General features: G+C 69.5%; 18 protein-coding genes. 5 read left to right on the top strand and 13 right to left on the bottom strand.

All coding sequences use genetic code 11. From position 1 onward, the window contains the following. Window positions 1-23: 23 nt before the first annotated feature. From VLK61_RS15120 to VLK61_RS15105, 4 genes are all read right to left on the bottom strand, one after another. Window positions 24-2,099: a PAS domain S-box protein gene (locus VLK61_RS15120; protein ID WP_325422441.1), complete on the bottom strand. Its 2,076-nt coding sequence runs from the start codon at window positions 2,097-2,099 to the stop codon at window positions 24-26. 4 nt (window positions 2,100-2,103) lie between these two features. Next, complete coding sequence (locus VLK61_RS15115) at window positions 2,104-2,871, bottom strand: response regulator transcription factor (protein ID WP_325422440.1); 768 nt, start codon at window positions 2,869-2,871, stop codon at window positions 2,104-2,106. 85 nt (window positions 2,872-2,956) lie between these two features. Then, the gene (locus VLK61_RS15110) at window positions 2,957-3,613 is read right to left on the bottom strand and encodes a redoxin domain-containing protein (protein ID WP_325422439.1); all 657 of its coding nucleotides are present in this window, start codon (window positions 3,611-3,613) and stop codon (window positions 2,957-2,959) included. A gap of 22 nt (window positions 3,614-3,635) precedes the next feature. Continuing rightward, a complete protein-coding gene (locus tag VLK61_RS15105) occupies window positions 3,636-6,869 on the bottom strand; it encodes an adenylate/guanylate cyclase domain-containing protein (RefSeq protein ID WP_325422438.1) in 3,234 nt (1,077 codons plus the stop codon). A gap of 68 nt (window positions 6,870-6,937) precedes the next feature. Here VLK61_RS15105 and VLK61_RS15100 point away from each other — a divergent pair, with 68 nt between their 5' ends. After that, window positions 6,938-7,111 carry a hypothetical protein gene (locus VLK61_RS15100; protein ID WP_325422437.1) on the top strand — a complete coding sequence of 58 codons (174 nt, stop codon included), beginning with the start codon at window positions 6,938-6,940 and terminating at the stop codon, window positions 7,109-7,111. Between the two features lie 4 nt (window positions 7,112-7,115). After that, window positions 7,116-7,697, top strand: a complete 582-nt coding sequence (locus VLK61_RS15095) for a pyridoxamine 5'-phosphate oxidase family protein (protein WP_325422436.1) — start codon at window positions 7,116-7,118, stop codon at window positions 7,695-7,697. Between the two features lie 16 nt (window positions 7,698-7,713). Here VLK61_RS15095 and VLK61_RS15090 read toward each other — a convergent pair whose 3' ends face one another. From VLK61_RS15090 to VLK61_RS15055, 8 genes are all read right to left on the bottom strand, one after another. Further along, window positions 7,714-8,790, bottom strand: a complete 1,077-nt coding sequence (locus VLK61_RS15090; protein ID WP_325422435.1) for a maleylacetate reductase — start codon at window positions 8,788-8,790, stop codon at window positions 7,714-7,716. Continuing rightward, window positions 8,787-9,647, bottom strand: a complete 861-nt coding sequence (locus VLK61_RS15085) for an intradiol ring-cleavage dioxygenase (RefSeq protein WP_325422434.1) — start codon at window positions 9,645-9,647, stop codon at window positions 8,787-8,789. The genes VLK61_RS15090 and VLK61_RS15085 overlap by 4 nt, the downstream gene beginning before the upstream one ends. 39 nt (window positions 9,648-9,686) lie before the next feature. Beyond that, window positions 9,687-10,667 (bottom strand): amidohydrolase family protein, encoded by a 981-nt coding sequence (locus VLK61_RS15080; protein WP_325422433.1) that lies wholly within the window; start codon window positions 10,665-10,667, stop codon window positions 9,687-9,689. A gap of 17 nt (window positions 10,668-10,684) precedes the next feature. Then, entirely contained in the window at window positions 10,685-11,707 is a 1,023-nt protein-coding gene (locus VLK61_RS15075) for a TRAP transporter substrate-binding protein (protein ID WP_325422432.1), read from the bottom strand. 25 nt (window positions 11,708-11,732) lie between these two features. Next, window positions 11,733-13,007: a TRAP transporter large permease gene (locus tag VLK61_RS15070; RefSeq protein ID WP_325422431.1), complete on the bottom strand. Its 1,275-nt coding sequence runs from the start codon at window positions 13,005-13,007 to the stop codon at window positions 11,733-11,735. A 17-nt stretch (window positions 13,008-13,024) separates the two neighbouring features. Then, the gene (locus tag VLK61_RS15065) at window positions 13,025-13,528 is read right to left on the bottom strand and encodes a TRAP transporter small permease (protein WP_325422430.1); all 504 of its coding nucleotides are present in this window, start codon (window positions 13,526-13,528) and stop codon (window positions 13,025-13,027) included. A gap of 31 nt (window positions 13,529-13,559) precedes the next feature. Next, window positions 13,560-14,105 carry a flavin reductase family protein gene (locus tag VLK61_RS15060; RefSeq protein ID WP_325422429.1) on the bottom strand — a complete coding sequence of 182 codons (546 nt, stop codon included), beginning with the start codon at window positions 14,103-14,105 and terminating at the stop codon, window positions 13,560-13,562. Between the two features lie 105 nt (window positions 14,106-14,210). Next, window positions 14,211-15,476 (bottom strand): acyl-CoA dehydrogenase family protein, encoded by a 1,266-nt coding sequence (locus VLK61_RS15055; protein WP_325422428.1) that lies wholly within the window; start codon window positions 15,474-15,476, stop codon window positions 14,211-14,213. A 136-nt stretch (window positions 15,477-15,612) separates the two neighbouring features. Here VLK61_RS15055 and VLK61_RS15050 point away from each other — a divergent pair, with 136 nt between their 5' ends. Beyond that, window positions 15,613-16,155, top strand: a complete 543-nt coding sequence (locus VLK61_RS15050) for a MarR family winged helix-turn-helix transcriptional regulator (RefSeq protein ID WP_325422427.1) — start codon at window positions 15,613-15,615, stop codon at window positions 16,153-16,155. A 42-nt stretch (window positions 16,156-16,197) separates the two neighbouring features. Here VLK61_RS15050 and VLK61_RS15045 read toward each other — a convergent pair whose 3' ends face one another. Beyond that, window positions 16,198-17,277, bottom strand: coding sequence for a LacI family DNA-binding transcriptional regulator (locus tag VLK61_RS15045; RefSeq protein WP_325422426.1), 1,080 nt, complete (start codon window positions 17,275-17,277; stop codon window positions 16,198-16,200). 174 nt (window positions 17,278-17,451) lie between these two features. Here VLK61_RS15045 and VLK61_RS15040 point away from each other — a divergent pair, with 174 nt between their 5' ends. Together VLK61_RS15040 and VLK61_RS15035 are read left to right on the top strand one after the other, a co-directional pair. Next, window positions 17,452-18,783, top strand: coding sequence for an MFS transporter (locus VLK61_RS15040; protein WP_325422425.1), 1,332 nt, complete (start codon window positions 17,452-17,454; stop codon window positions 18,781-18,783). A 53-nt stretch (window positions 18,784-18,836) separates the two neighbouring features. Next, window positions 18,837-20,522: a glycoside hydrolase family 3 protein gene (locus VLK61_RS15035; protein ID WP_325422424.1), complete on the top strand. Its 1,686-nt coding sequence runs from the start codon at window positions 18,837-18,839 to the stop codon at window positions 20,520-20,522. Window positions 20,523-20,546 lie beyond the last annotated feature (24 nt).

Below are 20,546 nucleotides of genomic sequence, written 5' to 3'. Positions count from 1 at the left end.
CGGCGCGGCGGCGACGCCGCGCGTCAATCGCCGGCGTCGCGATGGGCCAGCACCTTGGCCATCGCACGCGCCAGTTCGCTGCGGCTGTAGGGCTTGCGCAGCAGTTCCCAGCTGGGCGGCGAGTCGCGATCGGCTTCCAGCAGTTCGGCCGAATAGCCGGACATCAGCAGCACCGCGACGCCGGGCAGGCGCTGCTGCACCAGGCTGGCCAGCTGCGTGCCGCGCATGCCCGTGCCGAGCGCGATGTCGGACAGCAGCAGGTCGATCTGCGCGCCGGCCTGCAACATCGGCAGCGCCTGCTCGGCACTGCTGGCCACGCTCACTTGGCATCCCAGGGTCTGCAGGTAGGTCCGCACGACCTTCTGCACCTCGGCATCGTCTTCGACCAGCATCACCTTCAGCCCCGCCGGAAGCTCCTCGCTGGCACCCGCGCCGTCGGCAGATGCCGCCGCCTCGGGCTGGGCCTGCGGCAGGTACAGCGTCAGCGTGGTGCCCTGGCGCGGCGCGCTGTCGATCACCACCGCGCCGCGCGACTGGCGCACGAAGCCATACACCGTGCTGAGCCCCAGGCCGGTGCCGCGGCCCGCCTCCTTGGTGGTGAAGAAGGGCTCGAACACCCGCTCCTTCACATCTTCGGACATGCCGATGCCGGTGTCGGTGATCGAGATCGCCACGAAAGGCCCCGCATGCAAGGCCGGGTCGTCGAGCTCGCCCTGCAGTGCCGGCGGTAGCACATCGCACACCATGCTGCGAAAGCGCAGCGTGCCGCCCTCGGGCATGGCATCGCGGGCGTTGATCGCGATGTTGAGCAGCGCGGATTCGAGTTGCCCGGCATCGGCCAGCACCGGCGGGCCAGCGGCCGCCAGTTCGACCTGGATCACGATGCGCTGATCCAGCGTGCGGCGCAGCATGTCCGCCAGCGACTGCAGCATCGCCGCCACGTCCACCAGCTTGGGCTGCAGCACCTGCCGGCGCGAAAAGGCCAGCAGCTTGCCGGTCAGCTCGGCGCCGCGCCGCGTCGCCCGGGCCGCGGCGCCGACCAGTTGCTGTGCATGCTCGTCCTGCGCCAGCGCCGGCAGCTCCTGGATCACCTGCAGGTTGCCCTGGATCACCGTCAGCAGGTTGTTGAAGTCATGCGCGATGCCGCCGGTCAGCTGGCCGACGCTTTCCAGCCGCTGCGCGTGGTTCAGCGCCTCCTCGGCCTGCGCGCGCTGCAGGCTGGCGGCCAGCAGGCTGGCCAGCGAGCCGAGAAAGCGCTGTTCGTCGTCGCCGAAAGACCGTGCCTCGCGCGAACGAACGACCAGCGCACCGATGGTCTGGCCGCGGTCCGTGATCGGCACGGCCAGTGCGCTGATCAACCCGGCCTCGAGATACGCCGCAGGCACCACGAAGCGCTGTTCGCGCCGGTAGTCCTCGACGACCAGCGGCACGCCACGCGACAGCACCAGGCCGGGCGAGCTGTCGGGCACATAGGCGATGCGTGCGCCGGTCTCTTCGCCCGGCACCCCACCGACACCGCTGGCCACATGCAGCGAGCTGCGGTCGGGGTCCAGCAGGAACACCCGCGCCACCTCGACCTGCAGGGCCTGGGCGGCGATCGCCGGCACATGGTCGAGCAGCAGCTGCGGATCGCGGGTGTCCACCGCCAGCTGGCCCAGCGCCGCCAGGTGTTCGCTGTAGCGGGCGCGCTGCAGCGCCTGCTTCACGCGCGGGTAGGCGCCGATGTCGCGGATGGCTGCGACGACAAACGGCAGGCCCTGGTTCTGCAGCGGGCTCAGCGCGATCTCGACCATCACCTCGCTGCCGTCCTTGCGCTTGGCCACCAGCTCCATCTGCGTGCCCATCGGCCGCGAGCGCGGCGCCCGACCATAGGCTTCACGGTACGCGGCATGGCGCGGCCGGATGCTGTCGGGCACCAGCGCATCGACGCTGAGGCCGGTGAGTTCTTCGACTGCATAACCCAGCAGCGACGCGGCCGCCGGGTTGGCCATCACGATGCCACCGTGGCCATCGACCAATAGCAGCGCGTCGGGGTAGGCGACGAAGAGTGAGCGGAAGACGGTTCGCTCGTCGACATCCAGCGGCAGCAGCGCATCCATCGTGTCAGCCGGGACTCACCGGCGGCACCAGGATGTAGCCGGCGCCGCGCACTGACTTGATGATCTGCGGATCCTCGGCATCGGCTTCGAGCTTCTTGCGCAGGCGGCCGACCTGCACGTCGATCGTGCGGTCGAACGGCCCCGCTTCGCGGCCGCGCGTGGCTTCGAGCAGGAAGTCCCGCGACAGCACCCGGCCCGGGTGCTGCACGAAGGTGCACAGCAGGTCGAATTCACCGCTGGTCAAGGGCACCTCGGGACCCTGCGCGGGGCTCAGGCGCCGCGCCGCCGTATCGAGCAGCCAGCCCGCAAAGGCGAAGCGCTTGTTGTGCGGCAGGGTGTGCGGCAGGGTGTGCGGCAGCTTGTGCGACACGGCCGACGCCGCGGCGTGGGCCGGCTCCGCCGGCACCAGCCGGCGCAGCACGGCCTTGATGCGGGCCACCAGTTCACGCAGGTCGAAGGGCTTGGTGACGTAGTCGTCGGCGCCGACTTCCAGGCCGACCACCTTGTCGACCGCATCGCCGCGGCCGGTGACGATGACCAGCCCGCAGCGCCAGTGTTCGCGCAACTGGCGCGCGATCGTGAAACCGTCTTCGCCCGGCAGCCCCAGATCCAGCAACACCAGTGCCGGCGCGTCCACCGGCATCAAGGCCATCAGCGCCCGGCCGCTGTGCACCTGCGTGACGCGAAAGCCGTGGCCTTGCAGGTAGCCCGCCAACAGCTGCGTGATGTCGGGTTCGTCGTCGAGAACGGCGATGTGCTGGGTGGACGTCACGGCAGTGCGGGGGGGGGGGCGAGGCTCGGCTCGGGCGAGCGTAGCAGCTTTGCACCCCGCGGAGCCGGGCGTGTCCCGGGTGCGTTCAGGCGGCGCAGGCGCGTGCCGCGTCGATGATCACCTCGGCCGATGCCATCTTGCCCAGCCCCGCCATGCCCTCGTCGCCGCATTCGATCGAGGCCCAGCGCACGATGCCCGCACGATCGATCATGAACAAGGCCTTCAGCTGCGGCCACTGCCGTTCGGCATCGCCCTGGTCGACGGGATTGGTGACATAGCCGTCGCGCTGCTGCAGCAGGCTCGCCACCTCGGCGATCGGCAGCGGCGCGGGAAAGATGCCGTCCGGATTGATGCGGATCGTCTCCATCTCCTGCAGCATCGCCGGTGTCGGCTCGGGCTTGGGCACCCGGTAGGCGCGGTGCGTCGTCAGGCCGGGATCGGACGCCAGGCACAGCGTGGTCGGCCTGAACCTGAAGTACAGGCGCGCGTTCTCCGGCGCCGTCGCGACCACCGCCACGCTTTGCACGCCCAGCGCCTTCAGCCGGCCCTCCAGGCCGGCGAGCTGGATCAGCTGGCGGCGGCAGAACGGGCACCACAGCCCGAGCATCAAGGCCAGGAACAGGGCACTGCTGCCGCGGTAGTCGGCGAGTGACACAGTGCCGGGGCCGGCCACCGCCGGCAGCACGAAATCGGGCGCCAGATCGCCCGGTGCAACGGGTGGGTTCGACAGGGTAGTCGTCATGTCGAGGCTCCTTGCGGCAGGTTCAGCACAGAAACGGCAGCACCATCAAGGCGTCGGGCTCGAGGCCCGCACGTTCGCAGACCGCGCGCGCCAGCCTCAGATAGCGTTCTGCCTGCGTCGGACGGCCGGCATCGAGATGCAGCGTCGCCAAGCCATCGTAGCAAGGGAACAGCAGTTGCGGCTCGTCAATTTGCTCGGCCAGTAGCAAGGCTTCTTCGTACGAGGCGAAGGCGCGCACGTGGTCGCCATGGCACTGGTGGATCTGGCCGAGCACGATCAGCGGCACCGCCAGGTGGTCCAGCAGCCCGAGCCGGCGGTCCAGGCTCGCCGCCGCGTGCGCCGCCTCGATGCCTTCGGCCTCGCAGCGGTTGGTCAGCGCGCAATAGGCCACCGCCAGGTTGGCGTACAGGTGCGACTGGAAGCCCAGGTCGCCGACCTTCTTCGCGGTCTCGAGGCCGCGCAGGCAGGTCTGGATGCTGCGCGGCGGGTCCAGCGACGCGTACAACACCCCCAGGTTGGTGTAGCCGCGGCAGGCGGCCTGCAGCATGTCGTTCGATTCGGCCACGCGCACGCTGCGCTCGATCTGCGCCACCGCCTCGGCCGAGCGGCCCAGGCGCGCCAACGCAATGCCCAGCGTGTTGCAGGCCTGGGCCAGCACGACGGCGGCCTCGCGGGCGCGCTCGCCCGGCGCGGCGGCGGGGTCATGCGCAACTGGGGCGGGCGGACGATGTGTGTCGTCGGCCAGGGGGCTCTGTTCAGCCGGCAGCTCGGCCAGCGCGCGCTCGGCCAGCGCCAGTGCGGTGGCGTTGTCACCGGCACGGAACGCCAGCCGACCCATTTCCTGGAGCAGGTAGGCGCGCTCGAGCGCATCGCCGCCATCGCCCAGCCGTTCGAGGCCGGCGTGGAAGCAGGCGCTGGCACGCTCGCGCTCGCCGGCCTCCCAATGCTGGCCGCCGATCTTGCGAAGCAAGCGTGCCGCCCGCACCGCATCGCCCTGCCCTTCGGCCGCCTGCTGCACGGCGTCGTAGTGGGCCAGCGCGTCGGTGCGCCGGCCCTGCAGGCCGAGCAGGTCGGCCAGGCGCTCGCGCAGGTCGAGCCTCGCGGCCTCGACGGCTGGCTCTTCCGCATCGCTGACCAGCTCGGCCAGCGTGCCCAAGGCCCGTTCGTAGTGGCGGATCGCGTCGTCGTTGGCATAGACCGCGCGGGCCCAGTCGCCGGCGGCCAGCAGGTAGCGTGCACCGCGCAGCTTGTCCGGCGACAGGCTCCAGTGGTGGCCCAGCGCTTCCAGCTCGGCCAGGCGATGCGGGCTGCGTGCCGGGCTGTCGAGCGCCACCGGCACCTCATGCGCCACCTCATGCACCGCCTCGCCCGCCGCCTCCAGCGCGCGCCCTGCGCGTTCGTGCAGCTCGGTGCGTCTGGCCAGCAGCAGGTTCTGGTAGACCACCTCGTGCAGCAGCGCATGCGCAAAACGCCAGCGCTGGCCGCCCGAGCCCTCGGCGCGGATCAGCTCGGCCACCACCAGCCGCTGCAGGGCCGGCCCGGCCGATCGGGGGTCGCTCGCGATGGCGTGCAGCAGCGCGGCGTCGAATTCGGCGCCGAGCACCGCCGCTTCCTGCAGCGTGCGGCGATCCTCGGCCGCCAGGCCGTCGACGCGCGACAGCAGCAGGCCGTACAAGGTCGGCGGCACATGCGCGGTGTCGCAGCCGGCTTCGCAGACCCAGCGGTCCTGCCGGCGCACCAGCACGCCACGTGCGGCCAGGCTGCGCACGATCTCCTCGACGAAGAGCGGGTTGCCACCGGCGCGTTGCACGACGACATCGCGCAACGGCGCCAGGCCGTCGCCGGCAGCGGCGCCGAGCAGGTGGTCGACCAGCGCACGCGTGGCCGCGTCACCGAGCGGGCCGAGTTCGAGCATCGTGCACTCGGCCCGCAGGCAGCGTGTCACGCGCGCATCAGGCCGCTGCAGCACCAGCAGCATCAGCGGCCGCTCCGCCAACTCGTCGACGAGCTTGCGCAACAAGTCGACCGAGGCCGCGTCGGCCCATTGCAGGTCGTCGACGACGATCATCAGCGGCTGCTGCGCCAGCCGCCGCTCGACCAGGGCGCGTGCGGCCAGCGTGATCTGGCGCTGCAGCTGGGCCGGTTCGATGTCGCGTGGCCGTGCCTCCTGGATGCCGAGCAGCACGTCCAGTACCTGCGCCACCGAGTCGGCCTCGGCGGCATCGGCGCCCAGCGACAGCAGGCCCTGCTGCAGCTTGCTGCGCGCCAGCGCCAGCGAGTCGGCTTCGTCGACGCGGTAGGCCTCGCGGAACAGCGCGCTGAAAGTGCCGTAGGTCGGCTCGCCGAGCGCCGAGCACGACGCACGCCGCAGCGCCGTCGTCGCGAAGCGCGGGTCGCCGAGCAGCCGTGTGCACAGCTCGTCGAGCAGGCGCGACTTGCCGGCGCCGGCCTCGCCGACGACGCAGACGAACTGGGCCCGGCCATGCTGCATGCGGTCGAACGCGTGCAGCAGCTGCGCGAGCGTCTCGCTGCGGCCGACCAGCGGTGCCACGAGCCCGAGCTCGGCCAGCCCTCGCGCCGGCGCGGCATCGCTGCGGACGCCGACCAGGCGATGCACCCGGACCGGTTCCGCGCGGCCGCGCAGCGCCAGCTCGGTGGCCGGCGCGAAGGCGAAGCGGTGCTGCACCAGCGCCTGCGTCGCCTGCGACACCAGCACGCTGCCGGGCTCGGCCGCCGCGAGCAGGCGCGCCGCGGTGTTGACGGTGTCGCCGGTCACCGCATACGTGCCGCCGGCGCCGCTGCCCAGGCTGCCGGCGACCACCGCGCCGGTGTGGATGCCGATGTGCAGCGTCACCGTGCGGCCGAGCCGTGCCACCCACTGCCGGCTCACGCCGTCGACACGCTGCATCATCTGCTGCGCCGCTTCCAGCGCGCGCAGCGGATCGTCCTCGTGCGCGCGCGGCGCGCCGAACACCGCCAGCACGGCGTCGCCGATGAACTTCTCGACAAAGCCGTCGTAGTGCTGGATGGCCTGGGCCATCGCTTCGAACAAGGCGTTCTGGAAGGCACGCACGGTTTCGGGGTCGAGCCGTTCGGCCAGCGAGGTGAAGCCGGTGAGGTCGGCGAACAGCACGGTGACCTGGCGGCGGTCGGCCTCGGGTTCGGCAAGCTTCGCCGCCCGCGCCATGCCGCAGCGCGGACAGAACGCGAAATCAAAGTCGCAGGCAAAACCGCAGCCCACACAGCTCATCGTCATCGCGAGCCCTGGTCAACAGGCGTCATCCTGCGCCACTTCGCGCGGCCACGCCACCCGGCGGCCAGGTGGTGGCCGGGCCGCTGCCCAAGGCGCAAGGCGTACGCTGTGCCGATATCGACCTCGAGCGCGTGGGCATCGCGCAACGCAGCCTCGATGTCGTCGGACACTACACGCGACCGGATCTGTTCCGGCTGCAGGTCAACACGGCGCCGGCACGGCCGGTAAACGTCAACCAGGAGTGACGCGATGGACCATCCCGGCTACCACGACGGCATGCGCCGCCTGCAGGACCGCTTCGACTCGCGGCGCCTGGCCGACCGGCTCGACGAGCGGCTCGGCCGCGCGGCCTTCACCGACGACGACCGCGCCTTCATCGAGAGCCGTGCGCTGTTCTTCCTGGCCAGCGCCGACGAGCAGGGCCGGCCCGACTGCTCCTACAAGGGCGGCGCGCCGGGCTTCGTGCGCGTGACGGCGCCCGACGAGCTGGCCTTCCCCAGCTACGACGGCAACGGCATGTTCCGCAGCCTGGGCAACGTGCTGGTGAACCCGGCCGTCGGCCTGCTGTTCATCGATTTCGAATCGCCGCGGCGGTTGCGTGTGAACGGCCACGCGACGATCGCCGAGGACGACCCGCTGCGCGCCGAGATGCCTGGCGCCCAGCTCGTCGTGCGCGTGCGCGCCGGCCGCATCTTCCCGAACTGCCCGCGCTACATCCACCCCGTCGGCGCGAGCGAGCTCTCGGTCTACGCGCCGCGCGAAGGGCACACACCGCCGGAGCCGAAATGGAAGTCGTTCGACTTCGTCGCCGACGTGCTGCCGCGGCGCTGAGCGCATCGCGAACGCCTCACCTCGACGGCGGCTGACCTTCCCAGGCGCGTTGCAGCATCGCGCGCAGGGCGTCGCGCTCCAGCGGGCGCGGGTTGGGGTACGGGTTCGACACGGCCAGCTCGGCCACGCGGTCCAGGCCGGCCTCCGGCATGCCGAGTTGCTTCAAGGACAGCGGGCCGGCGTGACGGCTGATCAGCTCGTAAACGGCGAGGGGCGCATCGGGCTGGCCGAGCGCACGGGCAGTGCGCGCCATCGCGTCACCTGCGTGCGTGGCGTTGTAGGCCAGGGTGTGCGGCAGCATCACCGTGTGGGTGTCGGCGTGCGGCAGATCGAAGCTGCCGCCCAGCGTGTGGCACAGCTTGTGGTGCAGCCCCATCGCCACCGAGCCCAGCACCGTGCCGCAGAGCCAGGCACCGTACAGCGCCAGCGCATGCGCCTCGGCCTGCGCGCCGCCATCACCCGTGCCGAAGAGGTCCAGTGCGCCGGCGATGGCGCGCATGCCTTCTTCGGCCATCAAGGCGGTGATCGGGTTGCCGTCGTGCGCGTACAGGCCCTCGGCCGCGTGGGCGATGGCGTTGACGCCGCTGGTCAGGCGGATCGCAGGCGGCAGCGTGGACGTCAGCTCGGGGTCGTAGAGCACGGCGCGCGGCAGCACGCGTGCATCGCGCCCCGTCTTCTTCAGGCCGGATTCGGTGATGCCGTAGATCGGTGTCATCTCGCTGCCGGCATAGGTCGTGGGGATGGCGACGATCGGCAGCCCCGCATCGAGCGCGATCGCCTTGCCCAGGCCCACCGTCGAGCCGCCGCCGACGGCCACGCAACAGTCGGCACCCAAGGCCAGTGCCCGCGCGCTCGCCTCGCGGGCGACTTCGATCGGCACATGCATCACCGCGCCCGGGAACACGCCCGCCGCGCGATCACCGAGCAAGCCGGCCACCTCGTCGGCGACGGCCTGCTGCTCCGGCGTGCACAACACCAGCGCCCGCTTCGCGCCCAGCGCGATCAGCTCGCGTTCGACATGGCGCCGGCTGCCGGCGCCAAAGACCACACGACCGGGCCGGCCTTCGTAGATGAAGTGGGCTGGCAAGCTCATCGCGGCGCCTGCTGAGTTGGGTTCAGCACGAAATCGTAGGTCAGCGAATAGCCGGGCTCGTCGGCACTCTCGCCCGGTTCGTCGCGCCGCCAGTCGGCAATCAGCGTCGAGCGCACGCCGAACACCGCGTCCGATTCGAGGTAGGCATCGCCGCTGCGGAAGACATGGGTGATCAGCCGCTCGAAGCCGGGCGCCTGGATCATGAAGTGCAGGTGGGCAGGCCGCCACGGATGCCGGCCCAGCGCGCTGAGCAGATCACCCACCGGGCCGTCGTGCGGGATCGGGTAGCAATGGGCCAGGATCGAGCGGAAGTGGAAGCGGCCGTCTTCGCCGCTGGCCAGCTGCGCGCGTGCACGGTGACCCGGCTGATCGGGTTGCTGCACGTCGTAGAAGCCTTCTTCGTCGGACTGCCAGACATCGATCACCGCACCGGCCACCGGCGTGCCATCCAGCGCGCGCACCTGGCCGCGCACGACGCAGGGCGTGCCCTTGGCCCCATTGGCGATGTCGGCGCCGAGTTCGACACGCGGCGCGCCTTCGACGAAGAAGGGGCCGAACACCGTGGCCTCGGTGCAGCCCGCCGGCTTGGCGTTGTTCTGCGCCGTGACCAGCGTGGACAGACCCAGCACATCCGACAGCAGGATGAACTCCTGCCGCTTATCGTCCGTGATATGGCCGGCACGTGTGAGGAAGCGGATGCCCTCGAACCACTCGTCCTCGGTCAGTTGCACCTCGCGTGCGAAGTCGTGCAAATGCCGCACGAGGCTGGCCATCACCTGCTGCAGGCGCGGTGAGCTGCTGCCCTGCTGGGCTGCCAGCACCGCGTCGGTGATGGTCCACTGGTCGATGTTGATCATGGCTGCCTCCGATGCATGCCGAAGTTCACAGGCCGCAACTCACAGGCCGAGTTTGAACAGGCGATTGGCGTTGCCGCGCCCGATCTTCACGCGGTCGGCCTCGCTGATGCTGGCGGCGTCGAACCAGGTGGCCGCATGGTCCACGTTCTCGAAAGGCCAGTCGGTGGAGAACAGGAGGCGGTCGGCGCCCACTTCCAGCAAGGCATCGATCAGCGTCTGGGTGCGGAAGTTGCCCGAGGTCGTGAGGTGGAAGTTCTCGCGGAAGTAGTCGCCCAGCGGCCGCTTGGCCGGGTAGGCCTTGGGCACCTTGACCCAGGCATTGCGGTTGTCCACACGCCAGATGCTGTAGGGCAGCCCTTCGCCCATGTGGCCCAGGATGATCTGCAGCTTCGGGTGGCGATCGAACAGGCCCGAGGCCATCAGGCGCAGCGCGTGCACCGCCGTCTCCTGGCCGAAGGCCCAGGTGGGGCCCAGCAGCCAGGGATGACCTTCGTAGATCTGAGCCCACGACGCCAGGGGATTGCGCGGGTGCAGGTAGAACGGCGCGTCCAGTTGCTCGGCCGTGGCCCAGAAGTCCGCGTACTGCGGCGCGTCGTAGTAGACGGCGTTCTCCGCCGTGTCCACCTGCGAGAAGCCGTTGACCAGCGCGCCCTTGAAGCCAAGCTCCTTCATGCAGCGCTGCAGCTCGGCGGTGGCGCGGTCCGGGTCCTGCATCGGCAGCGCCGCGAAGGCCTGGAAACGGTCCGGGCGGCGGGCCACCTGTTCCGCGAGGAAGTCGTTCGCGCGCCGCGCGATCTCGCAGGCCTTGTCGCGATCGGGAATCGCTTGCACGGCGGGCGCGTTCAACGACAGGATCATCATCTCCATGCCGTTGTCGTCCATCTGGCGCAGCCGGTCGTCGTGGATGTCGAGCAGGCGCTTGCTCAGCACAGCCCAGTAGTCCGGCGGCACGAAGCCGGCCGAGTCCTGCAGCGTCTCGGGAATTGCGAAGTGCTCTTCGAGGCCGATTTTTCCGTTCAATTCAGTTCTCCTGAAGCTCACGCCTTGTGCTGCTGGGCCAGCGCGGCGAATTTCTGGAATGCTTCACTCGCTGCGGCATTCCCGCGCAGGATGGCCACGGCCGTGCTGTTGACCAGCTTGGCGAAAGCCGTCGTGTCTTCCGGCGAGAGCGCGATGATCTGCCCACCGTTCTGCAGCCATATCGCCTTGGCCGCCTGGATGTCCTTGGCGCCGAACTCGTTCGTCGGTGCTTCGGCCTTGGTGGCTTCCTCTTGCACGATGGCGCGCAGATCGGCCGGCAGCTTGGCCAGCCAGGCCTTGTTGCAGGTGGCCAGCGCGATGATCGGCCACTGCGGCAGCTCGGTCTGGAACTTCGCCGCGTCATAGAACTTCAGCGCCGAGAAGATGGTCGAGGCGGCGATGAAGCCGTCGATGGCCCCGTTCTGCAAGGCCGGCATCACCTCGGACAAGGGCATCGGCACCGGCGATGCGCCCAGCTTGCGCAAGGGCTCGATCTGCATCGGCGTGCTGAGCACCCGGATCTTCTGCGTGTTGAAGTCGGCGATGCTGCGGATGGGTTTGCGCGACACGACGGCCTGCGGGCTGTGCATGAAGGCCGAGATCGGCTCCAGGCCCTTGGCGCCGCCGAAGCCGAAGGCCAGCTGCCGGAACTCGGGCGTGCTGAAGACGCGCTGCGCGTGCGCCGTGTTGGCGATCATGCCGGGCACATCGAAGACCTCGAAGCGCGGATCCAGGCTCGTCAGGAAGCTCGAGGCCGTGACGAAGCACTCGATGGTGCCGAGCGCCGTGCCTTCGACCATGCGCGGGATCGCGCCCAGCTGGCTGGCCGGGTACAGCTCCACCTTGATGCGCCCGGGCGCGCGGGCCTCCACGGCCGCCTTGAAGGTCTTCATCCAGTGGTGGATGACATCGTTGATGGTCGCCGAGGCGAGCTTCATCACCACCGGAGTGCCTTGTGCACGGGCCGGGGCGACACCCGCGATTGCGGCGGCGCCGCCCAGGCTCAGCAACGCACGACGGGTCAAGTCAGATGAGGACATCTTGGTCTCCTTGGGGATGGGTTCATCAGTAGATCAGCCGCACCGCGGCCAGCGACAGCCAGGGGATGTACGTGATCAGCACCAGCGCCGCGAGGTACAGGAAAAGGAAGGGCACGATGCCGCGATAGATCACCTCCAGCGGGAACTTGAACAGCGACTGCGCGACGAAGATGTTCAGCCCGAAAGGCGGGTGGAACATGCCGATGGCCAGGTTCGTCGTGATCACGATGCCGAAGTGCACCGGGTCGATGCCCGCGGCCTTCACCAGCGGCATCAGCAGCGGCGTCAGCACGAGGATGGCCGACAGCGGGTCGACGAAACAGCCGACGACCAGGAAGACGATATTCAGCGCCAGCAGGATCATCCAGGGCGACAGCTGCCAGCCCTGGACCAGATCGACCAGCGCCATCGGAATCTGGTTCACCGTGAGCAGCCAGCCGAACACGTTCGCGCAGGCGACGATGATCAGGATCTGGGCGCTCAGCATCACGGTGCGCGCGGCGCATTCGATGATCTGGTCCCAGCTCAACTCGCGGTAGACGAAGCGCGTGACCAGCGCCGCGTAGACACAGGCCACGGCCGCCGACTCGGTGGGCGAGAACAGGCCGCCGTAGATGCCGCCGAGGATGATCACCGGCGCACCCAGCGCCCAGGAGCCGCGGCGCAGCGCCACGAACAGCTGCCGCGCGGAGAACGGCAGCCCGTCGGAGATGCCCAGCCGGCGCGCGTACCAGACCACGTAGACCGCCAGGATGGCGGCGATCAGCAGCCCCGGCACCACGCCCGCGGCGTACAGCTTGGGCACCGACTCCGAAGCGGCCGCGGCGTAGATGATCAGCGGGATCGACGGCGGGATGATCACGTCGATGGCGCCCACCGCGGTGATGAGCCCGGCGCGGAACTGCTCCGGATAGCCGCGCTGCGCCAGCGGCTTGAGCATCAGGCTGCCGATGGTCGCCACGGTGGCGGCACTGGCACCGGACATCGCGCCGAAGACGGCCGAGGTGCCCACCGTCGCGAGCGGCAGGCTGCCGCGCATCGAGCCGGTGGCGGCCTGCATGATGTCGACGATGCGCCGGGCCACGCTGCCGCGGCCCATCAGCTCGCCGGCGTAGAGGAAGAACGGCACCGCCAGCAAGGCGAAACTGTCGATGGCGCCGAACAGCGTCTGGTGCAGCGCCTCCACCGGCACGTCCATGACGAACAGCACGGTAGCGGCCGAGGCCGTCAGCAGCACCAGGAACACCGGCGCGCCGCAGATCATCAGCGCGGTGGGAATGATGGCAAGGGTGAAGATCATGGGCAGTCTCGTATCGCTCAGCGCAGCATGGCGCGAAGGCTCTTCACCAGCGTGTAGGCGGCCGCCAGCGTGATCAGAGCGAAGCCGACGAAGACCGCCGCGTGCGGAATCCACATCGGGATGCCGGCGCCATCGCTGCGCTGCGCCATCTCGTGGATCTGTCTCACGAAGCGCCAGGAGACCCAGGCCATCGCGCCACAGGCGGCCAGCGCCAGCAGGCCTTCCAGCAGGTCGCGCAGCCGCGCCGCGCGGCCGTGAAGCCGCGACGAGAACACGTCCATGCGCAGGTGCGTGCCGCGCCAGGCCGCGATGGCAGCGCCGATGAAGACCAGCCAGACGACGGCGTAGACCTGCACTTCGTCAGCCCCCAGGATGGCCCCGCCCCCCAGATAGCGCGTCGCCGCGCTGACGAAGTTCAGCAGGACGACGCCGCAGAAGGCCAGCCCGAGCAGGCGATCCAGGCCCCAGGACAGGCGTGACGCCGGCGGTGGACTGGAATCGGTACTGTGAGGTGTGGTCATGTGGCGCTCGTTTCAGACGTTATGGTCAGGCTCAGGCCGGCTTGGCCAGCGTGCTGGCCAGGTCCCACAGCGAGCCCATTTGTCCGGAGTGGAACAGCAAAGGCGCCGCATCGGTGCGCGTGAATCGTTCAACGCGCCCGAGCAGAATCGTGTGATCGCCCTCCGCATGGCGCGAATACACGCTGCAGTCGAAGCTTGCCACGGCGCCCTGCAGCCGCGGGCAGCCGTTCGGCGCGAGTTCGAAATCCTCGGCATGGGCCTTGAACTTGTCGGGCGCCGGCCGCGCGAAATGCAGCGCCAGATCGCGCTGATGCGCGGCCAGCACCGCGAGGTTGAAGGATTGCGCGCCGAGAAAGGCGTCGGCGCTGCGTGCATCGTCGCGAATGCTCCACAGGATCAGCGGCGGATCGAGAGACACCGAGGCGAAGGAGTTGATCGTCATGCCCTCGCGCTTGCCGTCTGCGGTGACGGTGGTGACCAGGCAGACGCCGGTCGGGAACGCGCCAAGCGCCTGCCGCAGTTGCCGCGCATCAACGCTGTCCGCAGCGTCTCCGGTGATCAGTGCCCAGGAGTACATAGACGGCTCCGTCTCACCAAGCAGGGGCCGTGGATCCGGCTCTGCCGGTCCACTGGCGCCGCCCCCCTGGGGGGAGGCGAGCGAAGCTCGCTCCGGGGGGGACCATCAATACTGCCCTTTGGGCTCGAGGCCGAGCAGGTACTGCCCGACCATCGACGACACGGCGTCCCAGTTCAGGCTGATGTGGCGTGAGATCGCGTTCGCGTCGCGCCACATGCGCTGGATCGGCTGGTCGAGCGACAGGCCGGCACCACCCACGCAGGCGAACACGGCGTCGACCGCGTCGCGCGACAGGCGGGCGGTGAACGCGTGATCGCGGCGGTTGCGGATGCGCTGCTCGATGCTGATCGGCAGGCCGTCGGCCGCCATCTGTTCAACCTGCGCCGTGTCGCGGTAGAGCAGCAGGCGCGCCGCGTCGACGCTGGCCGAGGCCTCGGCCAGGCGCGACTGCACCGGGAAGAATTCGGCCAGCCGGTTGCCGCCACCGGCAACGGCGCCGCGCGTGACGCGGTGGCCGGCGAGCCGGATCAGTTCGTCCACCGCGCCCTGCGCCGTGCCCAGGATCGGCGACACCAGACACACCGGCACGGCCGAGAGGAAGGGAATGCGGTAGATCGGGTTGCGGTTGACCGTGCTGCCCGGCGGCTGGTTCGACGACGCTTCGGCAAAGCTGAGCTTGCGGTGTGCGGGAATGAATGTGGGCTTGTCCAGCACCACCGCCTTGGAGCCCGTGCCGGCCTGCCCGGCGACGAACCAGTTGTCCTCGACCGTCCAGTCCGAACGTGGGGCGAGCAGGAAGCCCGCCGTCGGCGCCGCGCCCTTTTCCTCCGGCGGAAAGTGCACGCCGAGCAGCGCCCATTGCGAGTTATCGACATTGGAGGCAAAGAGCCACTTGCCCTGCACGAGGTAGCCGCCGTCGACCTTCTCGGCCACCGTGGCGGGGGCGTAGGAGCCGCAGACGATGGCGCTCGGGTCATCGCGCCAGACGTCGTCCTGCGCCTGCTCGGGGAAGGTGGCGACCAGCCATTGGTGAATGGCCCCCAGCGAGCAGCCCCACGCGGACGAGGTGCAGCCACGCGCCAGTTCACTGACAACGTCGATGAACGCGGTGAAGCCGTACTCGTAGCCGCCGTAACGGGCCGGCTGCATCAGCTTGAAGAAGCCGGCCTGGTGGAAGGCCTGCGTCGTGGCTTCGGACACCCGGCGAGCCTCCTCGGTGGCTTGTGCGCGCTCACGCAACATCGGCACCAGTTCACTTGCGGACGCAAGGATTTTCGACAGCTCAGGCGCCCCCGCGACCGGCGACTTGCGCCCCGGTGCAGCGAGGTCGACGCTACTCAGACGGTTGAAGGCAGTGGCACCAGCGCTCATGACAGGCTCCTTTTCCGGCACAGCAGGACAACGTTCCATGAGCCGGGATTAGAGGATTAAACAGTTGCGTTTGCAATTAATAAAAGATAGGTGTTTGCACCAATCCATGGGCGCAGGGCACTGGTACGATCCGGCCATGCGCAAGAGCAAGACGCCCGCCGTGGTGCCCCCGAAGAAACCCGGCAACGCCAGTCGAAAACCGCTGAAATTACCTGCGGATGGTGGTAATTCAGCTGACTTCGATCTTGAGATTGCGCTGCCGTATCTGCTGGCCCGCGCAGGCACACGCATGGGGCAGGCGTTCAGCAAGGAGATCCGGCGTTTCGACATCTCCTTGACCGAGTGGCGCGTCTTCGCGGCCTTGCACCACGCGCCGCACCAGCGTCTGTCGCAACTGGCTGAACACACATCGGCCGAGCCGTCGACACTGTCACGCGTGGTCGACGGGCTGCTGCAACGCGGCCTGCTCGTGCGCGACCGTTCGGATGAGGACGCGCGCGCCCTGGCCTTGAGCCTGACCGAGGCCGGCCGCGATCTGACGCTGCGCATCATCCCCTTGGCACAGCTCTTCGAGCGCGTGTCGCTGGCCGGCTTGAGCAGTGCGCAAGCCGATGCCTTGCGCGGCATGCTGCGCACGGTCTATGTGAATCTCGCCGTGCTGGACAGCAGCGATCCTTGAACGCCCGCGCGCTGCATGCCCCTTGGGCCAGCCCAGGCGGTCTCAGCGCGCAGGCCGGCCGGGCGCCGCCAGCGACTGGCGCAGCACGAGTTCGCCGCGCAGTTCCAATTGCGCCGGCGTGCTCGGCTCGGCATGGCGGGCCGGCCGCATCAGCGCCACCAGGCGCCGCGTCGCCTCCTCGGCCATCTGCTCCACCGGATGGTGAACCGTCGTCAGCGCCGGCCACAGCTTGCGCGCCATGTCGGTGTCGTCGTAGCCGGTCACGGACAGGTCGGCCGGCAGGTTCAGCCCGCGCTCATGGGCGACGGCCATCACGCCGGCGGCGATGTCGTCACTGGCCGCGATGATGGCCGTGGGCGGCCGGGACAAGGACAGCAGGTGCTGCCCGCACTGCCGGCCGGCGTCGAAGGCGAACGCGCCCTGGGCCACCAGCGTTTGGTCCAGCGTCAGCCCGGCTGCGGCCAGTGCATCGACGTAGCCGGCATAGCGTTGCTCAGCGTCGCGCCAGCCCGCGTTGCCGCGGATGAACGCGATGCGGCGGTGCCCGTGCTGCAACACCAGCTGCGTCATCGCCCGCATGGCTTCGCGGTCGTTGGCCACCACCGACGGGCCGTCGTGCAAACCTGCCGGTGAACTGATGGTGGCGAAGTGCGCGCCCGCGGAGCGCAGCGCCGGCAGCAGGCCCTTGCGTTCGCACAAGGGTGAGGGGATGAGAAAGCCGCCGATCTCGCGTCGCCGCACGCGGTCGATCAAGACCGTGAAATGGGGTGAGCGGTCCTGCTCGGACAGGCGCACCAGGCTCAGGCCGAAGCCCACGGCCTGACAGGCCGCGAAGGCCCCCACCTGCATGCTCATGCGGTACTCGTAGCCGGCGCGCAGCATCGAAGGCTCGGTGAGGCTCAGGCTCAGCAGACCCACCACCGGCGTGACGCTGCTGGACAGCGCACTGGCCGATGCGTGCGGCACATAGCCGAGCTGCCGGATGGCCTCGCGCACCGCCTGGCGCGTGGCCTCGGAGGCCTTGGGCTCGTCGCGGATCACGCGCGAGACGGTCTTGATCGAGACACCCGCCGCGGCGGCGACTTCGTGAATGGTGACCTTGGGGCGCGCTTGGAAGCTCATGCGCCATTCTCGACCGACGCCGATTCGCGTGCGAGCGCCGGCCGCACGGGACCGGGACTAGGGATTGTCCTGGTGGCCGAAGCGGGCAATTGCGTTGAAATAGCGAAAGGGACAACGTTGTCCCTTTTTGCTTCGGCACCCCACAACACCCGACCCGGTATCGACAACATGGCCATGAGCGTGAGGGAGAAGCTGGCCTACGGCCTGGGCGACTTCGCCAGCAACCTGTTCTGGCAGTCGATCAGCATGTTCCTCATGTTCTTCTACACGGACGTGTTCGGCATCGGCGCGGCCGTGGCCGGAGGCATCCTGTTCGTCGCCCGCGTGGCCGACGCCGTGTGGGACCTGTTCCTGGGCTACGCCATCGACCGCACGCGCACACGCTGGGGCCGCTGCCGCCCCTACCTGCTGTTCGCGCCGCCGCTGCTGGCACTGGCGGCCTGGGCCACCTTCACCGTGCCGGCGCTGCCGCTGGACGGCAAGGTGGTCTACGCGTACGCCACCTACATCGCCCTGATGCTGTGCTACAGCCTGGTGAACATTCCGTACTCGGCGATGCCGGCCTTGCTGAGCGCCAACCCGGTCGAGCGCACGCGGCTGGCCGAGTACCGCATGTTCATGGCCTTTGCCGGCGGCCTGCTGGTGGCCGCAGCCACCCTGCCCCTGGTGGAATGGCTGGGCGGCGGCGACCGCCGCATGGGCTACCAGTCCACGGTCCTGGCAATGGGCGTGCTCTCCGTGCTGCTGTTCTGGGCCTGCTTCGCGGGGACACGGGAGCGCGTGGCACCGCTGCCGCAGCGGCCTGACCTGGCCGGCGAGCTGAAGGTCATCCTGCGCAGCCGCACCTGGTGGACCTTGTTCGCCGCCAGCCTGGTGCAGTTCACCGCCTTCGCGCTACCACTGGGCGTGGCCATGTACTTTCTGATCTATGTCGTCGGCCACCCCGAGTGGGCCAGCAGCTATTTCGTCATCGGCAAGGTCGGCCTGCTGCTGGGCGTGCTGGCATCGAGCCAGCTGACGCGGCGCTTCTGCAAGCGCAGCGTCGTCATCTGGACCACGGCGCTCACCGTGCTGGCGCTGCTGGCACTGCACGGGCTGGACCTGGGCAGCCGCTGGCAGCTCAACACCTGGATCTTCACGGTCAGCCTGCTGGGCGCGATCAAGATCCCCGTCATCTGGTCGATGGTGGCCGACGCCGCCGACGACATCGAACTGCAATCGGGCCGGCGCGTCGTCGGCCTGGCGACCAGCTCGGTGGCCTTCGCACAGAAGTTCGGCATCGGCCTGGGCGCTGCCCTGTCGGGGTTGATCCTCAGCCACACCGGCTACCAGCCCGGCGCTGTCATTTCCGAGGCGGCGCGCCAGGGCATCGTGCTGATGATCGGCCTGCTGCCCGCGCTGCTGTACGCGGTGATGGCCGCCTTCTATTTCCTCTACCCGCTGGACCGCGCCCGCCTGGTCCGCCTGCAGACCGACCTGCAAGCCCGCCGCGCCGTGGCCGCCTGAACCACCTGGGCCGCCTGGACCTCTTGGATCTCTTGGACCCATCCCCCGTGACGATGAACACCGACGCCTTGGCACTGCCGCCGTTCAACCTGTCGCCCGAGGACATCGCCTGGGTGCGCCGCACCCGCGACAGCCTGGGCATGGAAGAGAAGGTGCGGCAGCTCTTCGTGCTGGCCCACTTCCGCGACCTGCCCGGCGAAGTGCCGGCCGTGATGGCCACGCGCCCGGGTGGCGTGCACCGGGCCTGGGGCGCCGATGCGCGCCAGGCCTGGCTGACCACGCGGGCGGTGCTGGAGCACAGCGAGATTCCGCCGCTGATCACCGGCGACCTGGAAGGCGGCGCCTACGGCCACGGCTGCGGCACGCCGATGCCCAACCCGATGGCCGTGGCCGCCATGAACGACCTGGCGCTGTCGCGCGAGGTCGCGCGCACGCTGGCCGCCGAAAGCCGGGCGATGGGCTTCGACTGGTCGTTCACGCCGGTCATCGACATCAACCAGCGGCCCGACAGCGCCATCGTCGGTACACGCTCCTATGGCGACGATGTCGACACCATCCTGGCGCAATCCCTGGTGCATGTGCAGGAGATGCAGGCCCAGGACCTGGCCTGCACCGCCAAGCACTGGCCGGGCGAAGGCTACGACGCACGCGACCAGCACCTGCTGACCACCGTGAACCCGCTGGGCTGGGATGACTGGACAGCGCGCTTCGGCCGCCTGTACCGGGGCTTGATCGACGCCGGCGTGCTGGCGGTGATGGCCGGCCACATCGCCTTCCCGGCCGGCGTGCTGCGGCTCAACCCGCAGGCCGGGCGCCATGCCTACCGGCCCGCCAGCATCTCGCACGAGATGAACACGCTGCTGCTGCGGCGCGAGCTGGGCTTCAACGGCATCGTGATCTCCGACGCCACTGCCATGGCCGGCCTGACCACCTGGGCCGACCGGGCCGAGCTGGTGCCGCAAGTCATCGAAAGCGGCTGCGACGTATTTCTGTTCAGCCTGGATGCGCAGGGCGACCTGGACCTGATGCTGCGTGGCCTACGCGAAGGCCGGCTCTCGGAGGCGCGGGTCGAAGAGGCCGTGACGCGCGTGCTGGCGCTGAAGGCGCGGCTGGGTCTGCACCGGCGCAGCATCGACGAACGGCTGCGCCCGCTGGACGAGGTGCTGCAGCGGCTGCGCACACCATCGCACCTGGACGTGGCCGAGCGCGCCGCGGCCGCCAGCGTCACGCTGGTCAAGGACCAGGGCGTGCTGCCGCTCACGCCGCAGCGTCACCGCCGGGTGGTGGTCATCAGCCCCGGCATCGAGACGCACTGGGTCGACAGCCAGCCGCGACCGCTGCAGGACCTGCTGACCGGGTTGTCGGCGCGTGGCTTCGAAGTCCGCGCCTTCGACCCCGCGCAGATGCCGACACCGGCCGACACCGACCTGGTGCTGTACCTGCTGGCCAAGGAGTCGCTGTTTTCCCGCGGCCGCGTCTTCCTGGATTGGCTGCAATTGCACGGCAACGACCCCCGCAAGGCGATGCGCCGCTTCTGGACCGACATCCCGACGGTGATCGTCTCCTTCGGTCACGCCGGCTACCTGCTCGACGCGCCGCGTGCGCCGGCCTATATCAACGCCTACACGGCCACCGAGCCGGTGCAGCGCGCGGTGCTGCGCAAGCTGCTCGGCGACGAAGCCTTCACCGGCCGCAGCCCGATCGACGCGTTCTGCGGCCAGGTCGAAGCGCACTGGTGAAGGTCGTTGCGCCGAGCGCCCGGC

It is taken from the genome of Aquabacterium sp., from assembly GCF_035476535.1.
Taxonomy (GTDB): Bacteria; Pseudomonadota; Gammaproteobacteria; order Burkholderiales; family Burkholderiaceae_C; genus Pseudaquabacterium.
The sequence above is the reverse complement of the archived record's forward strand: the minus strand, read 5'-3'. Positions and strand labels throughout refer to the sequence as shown.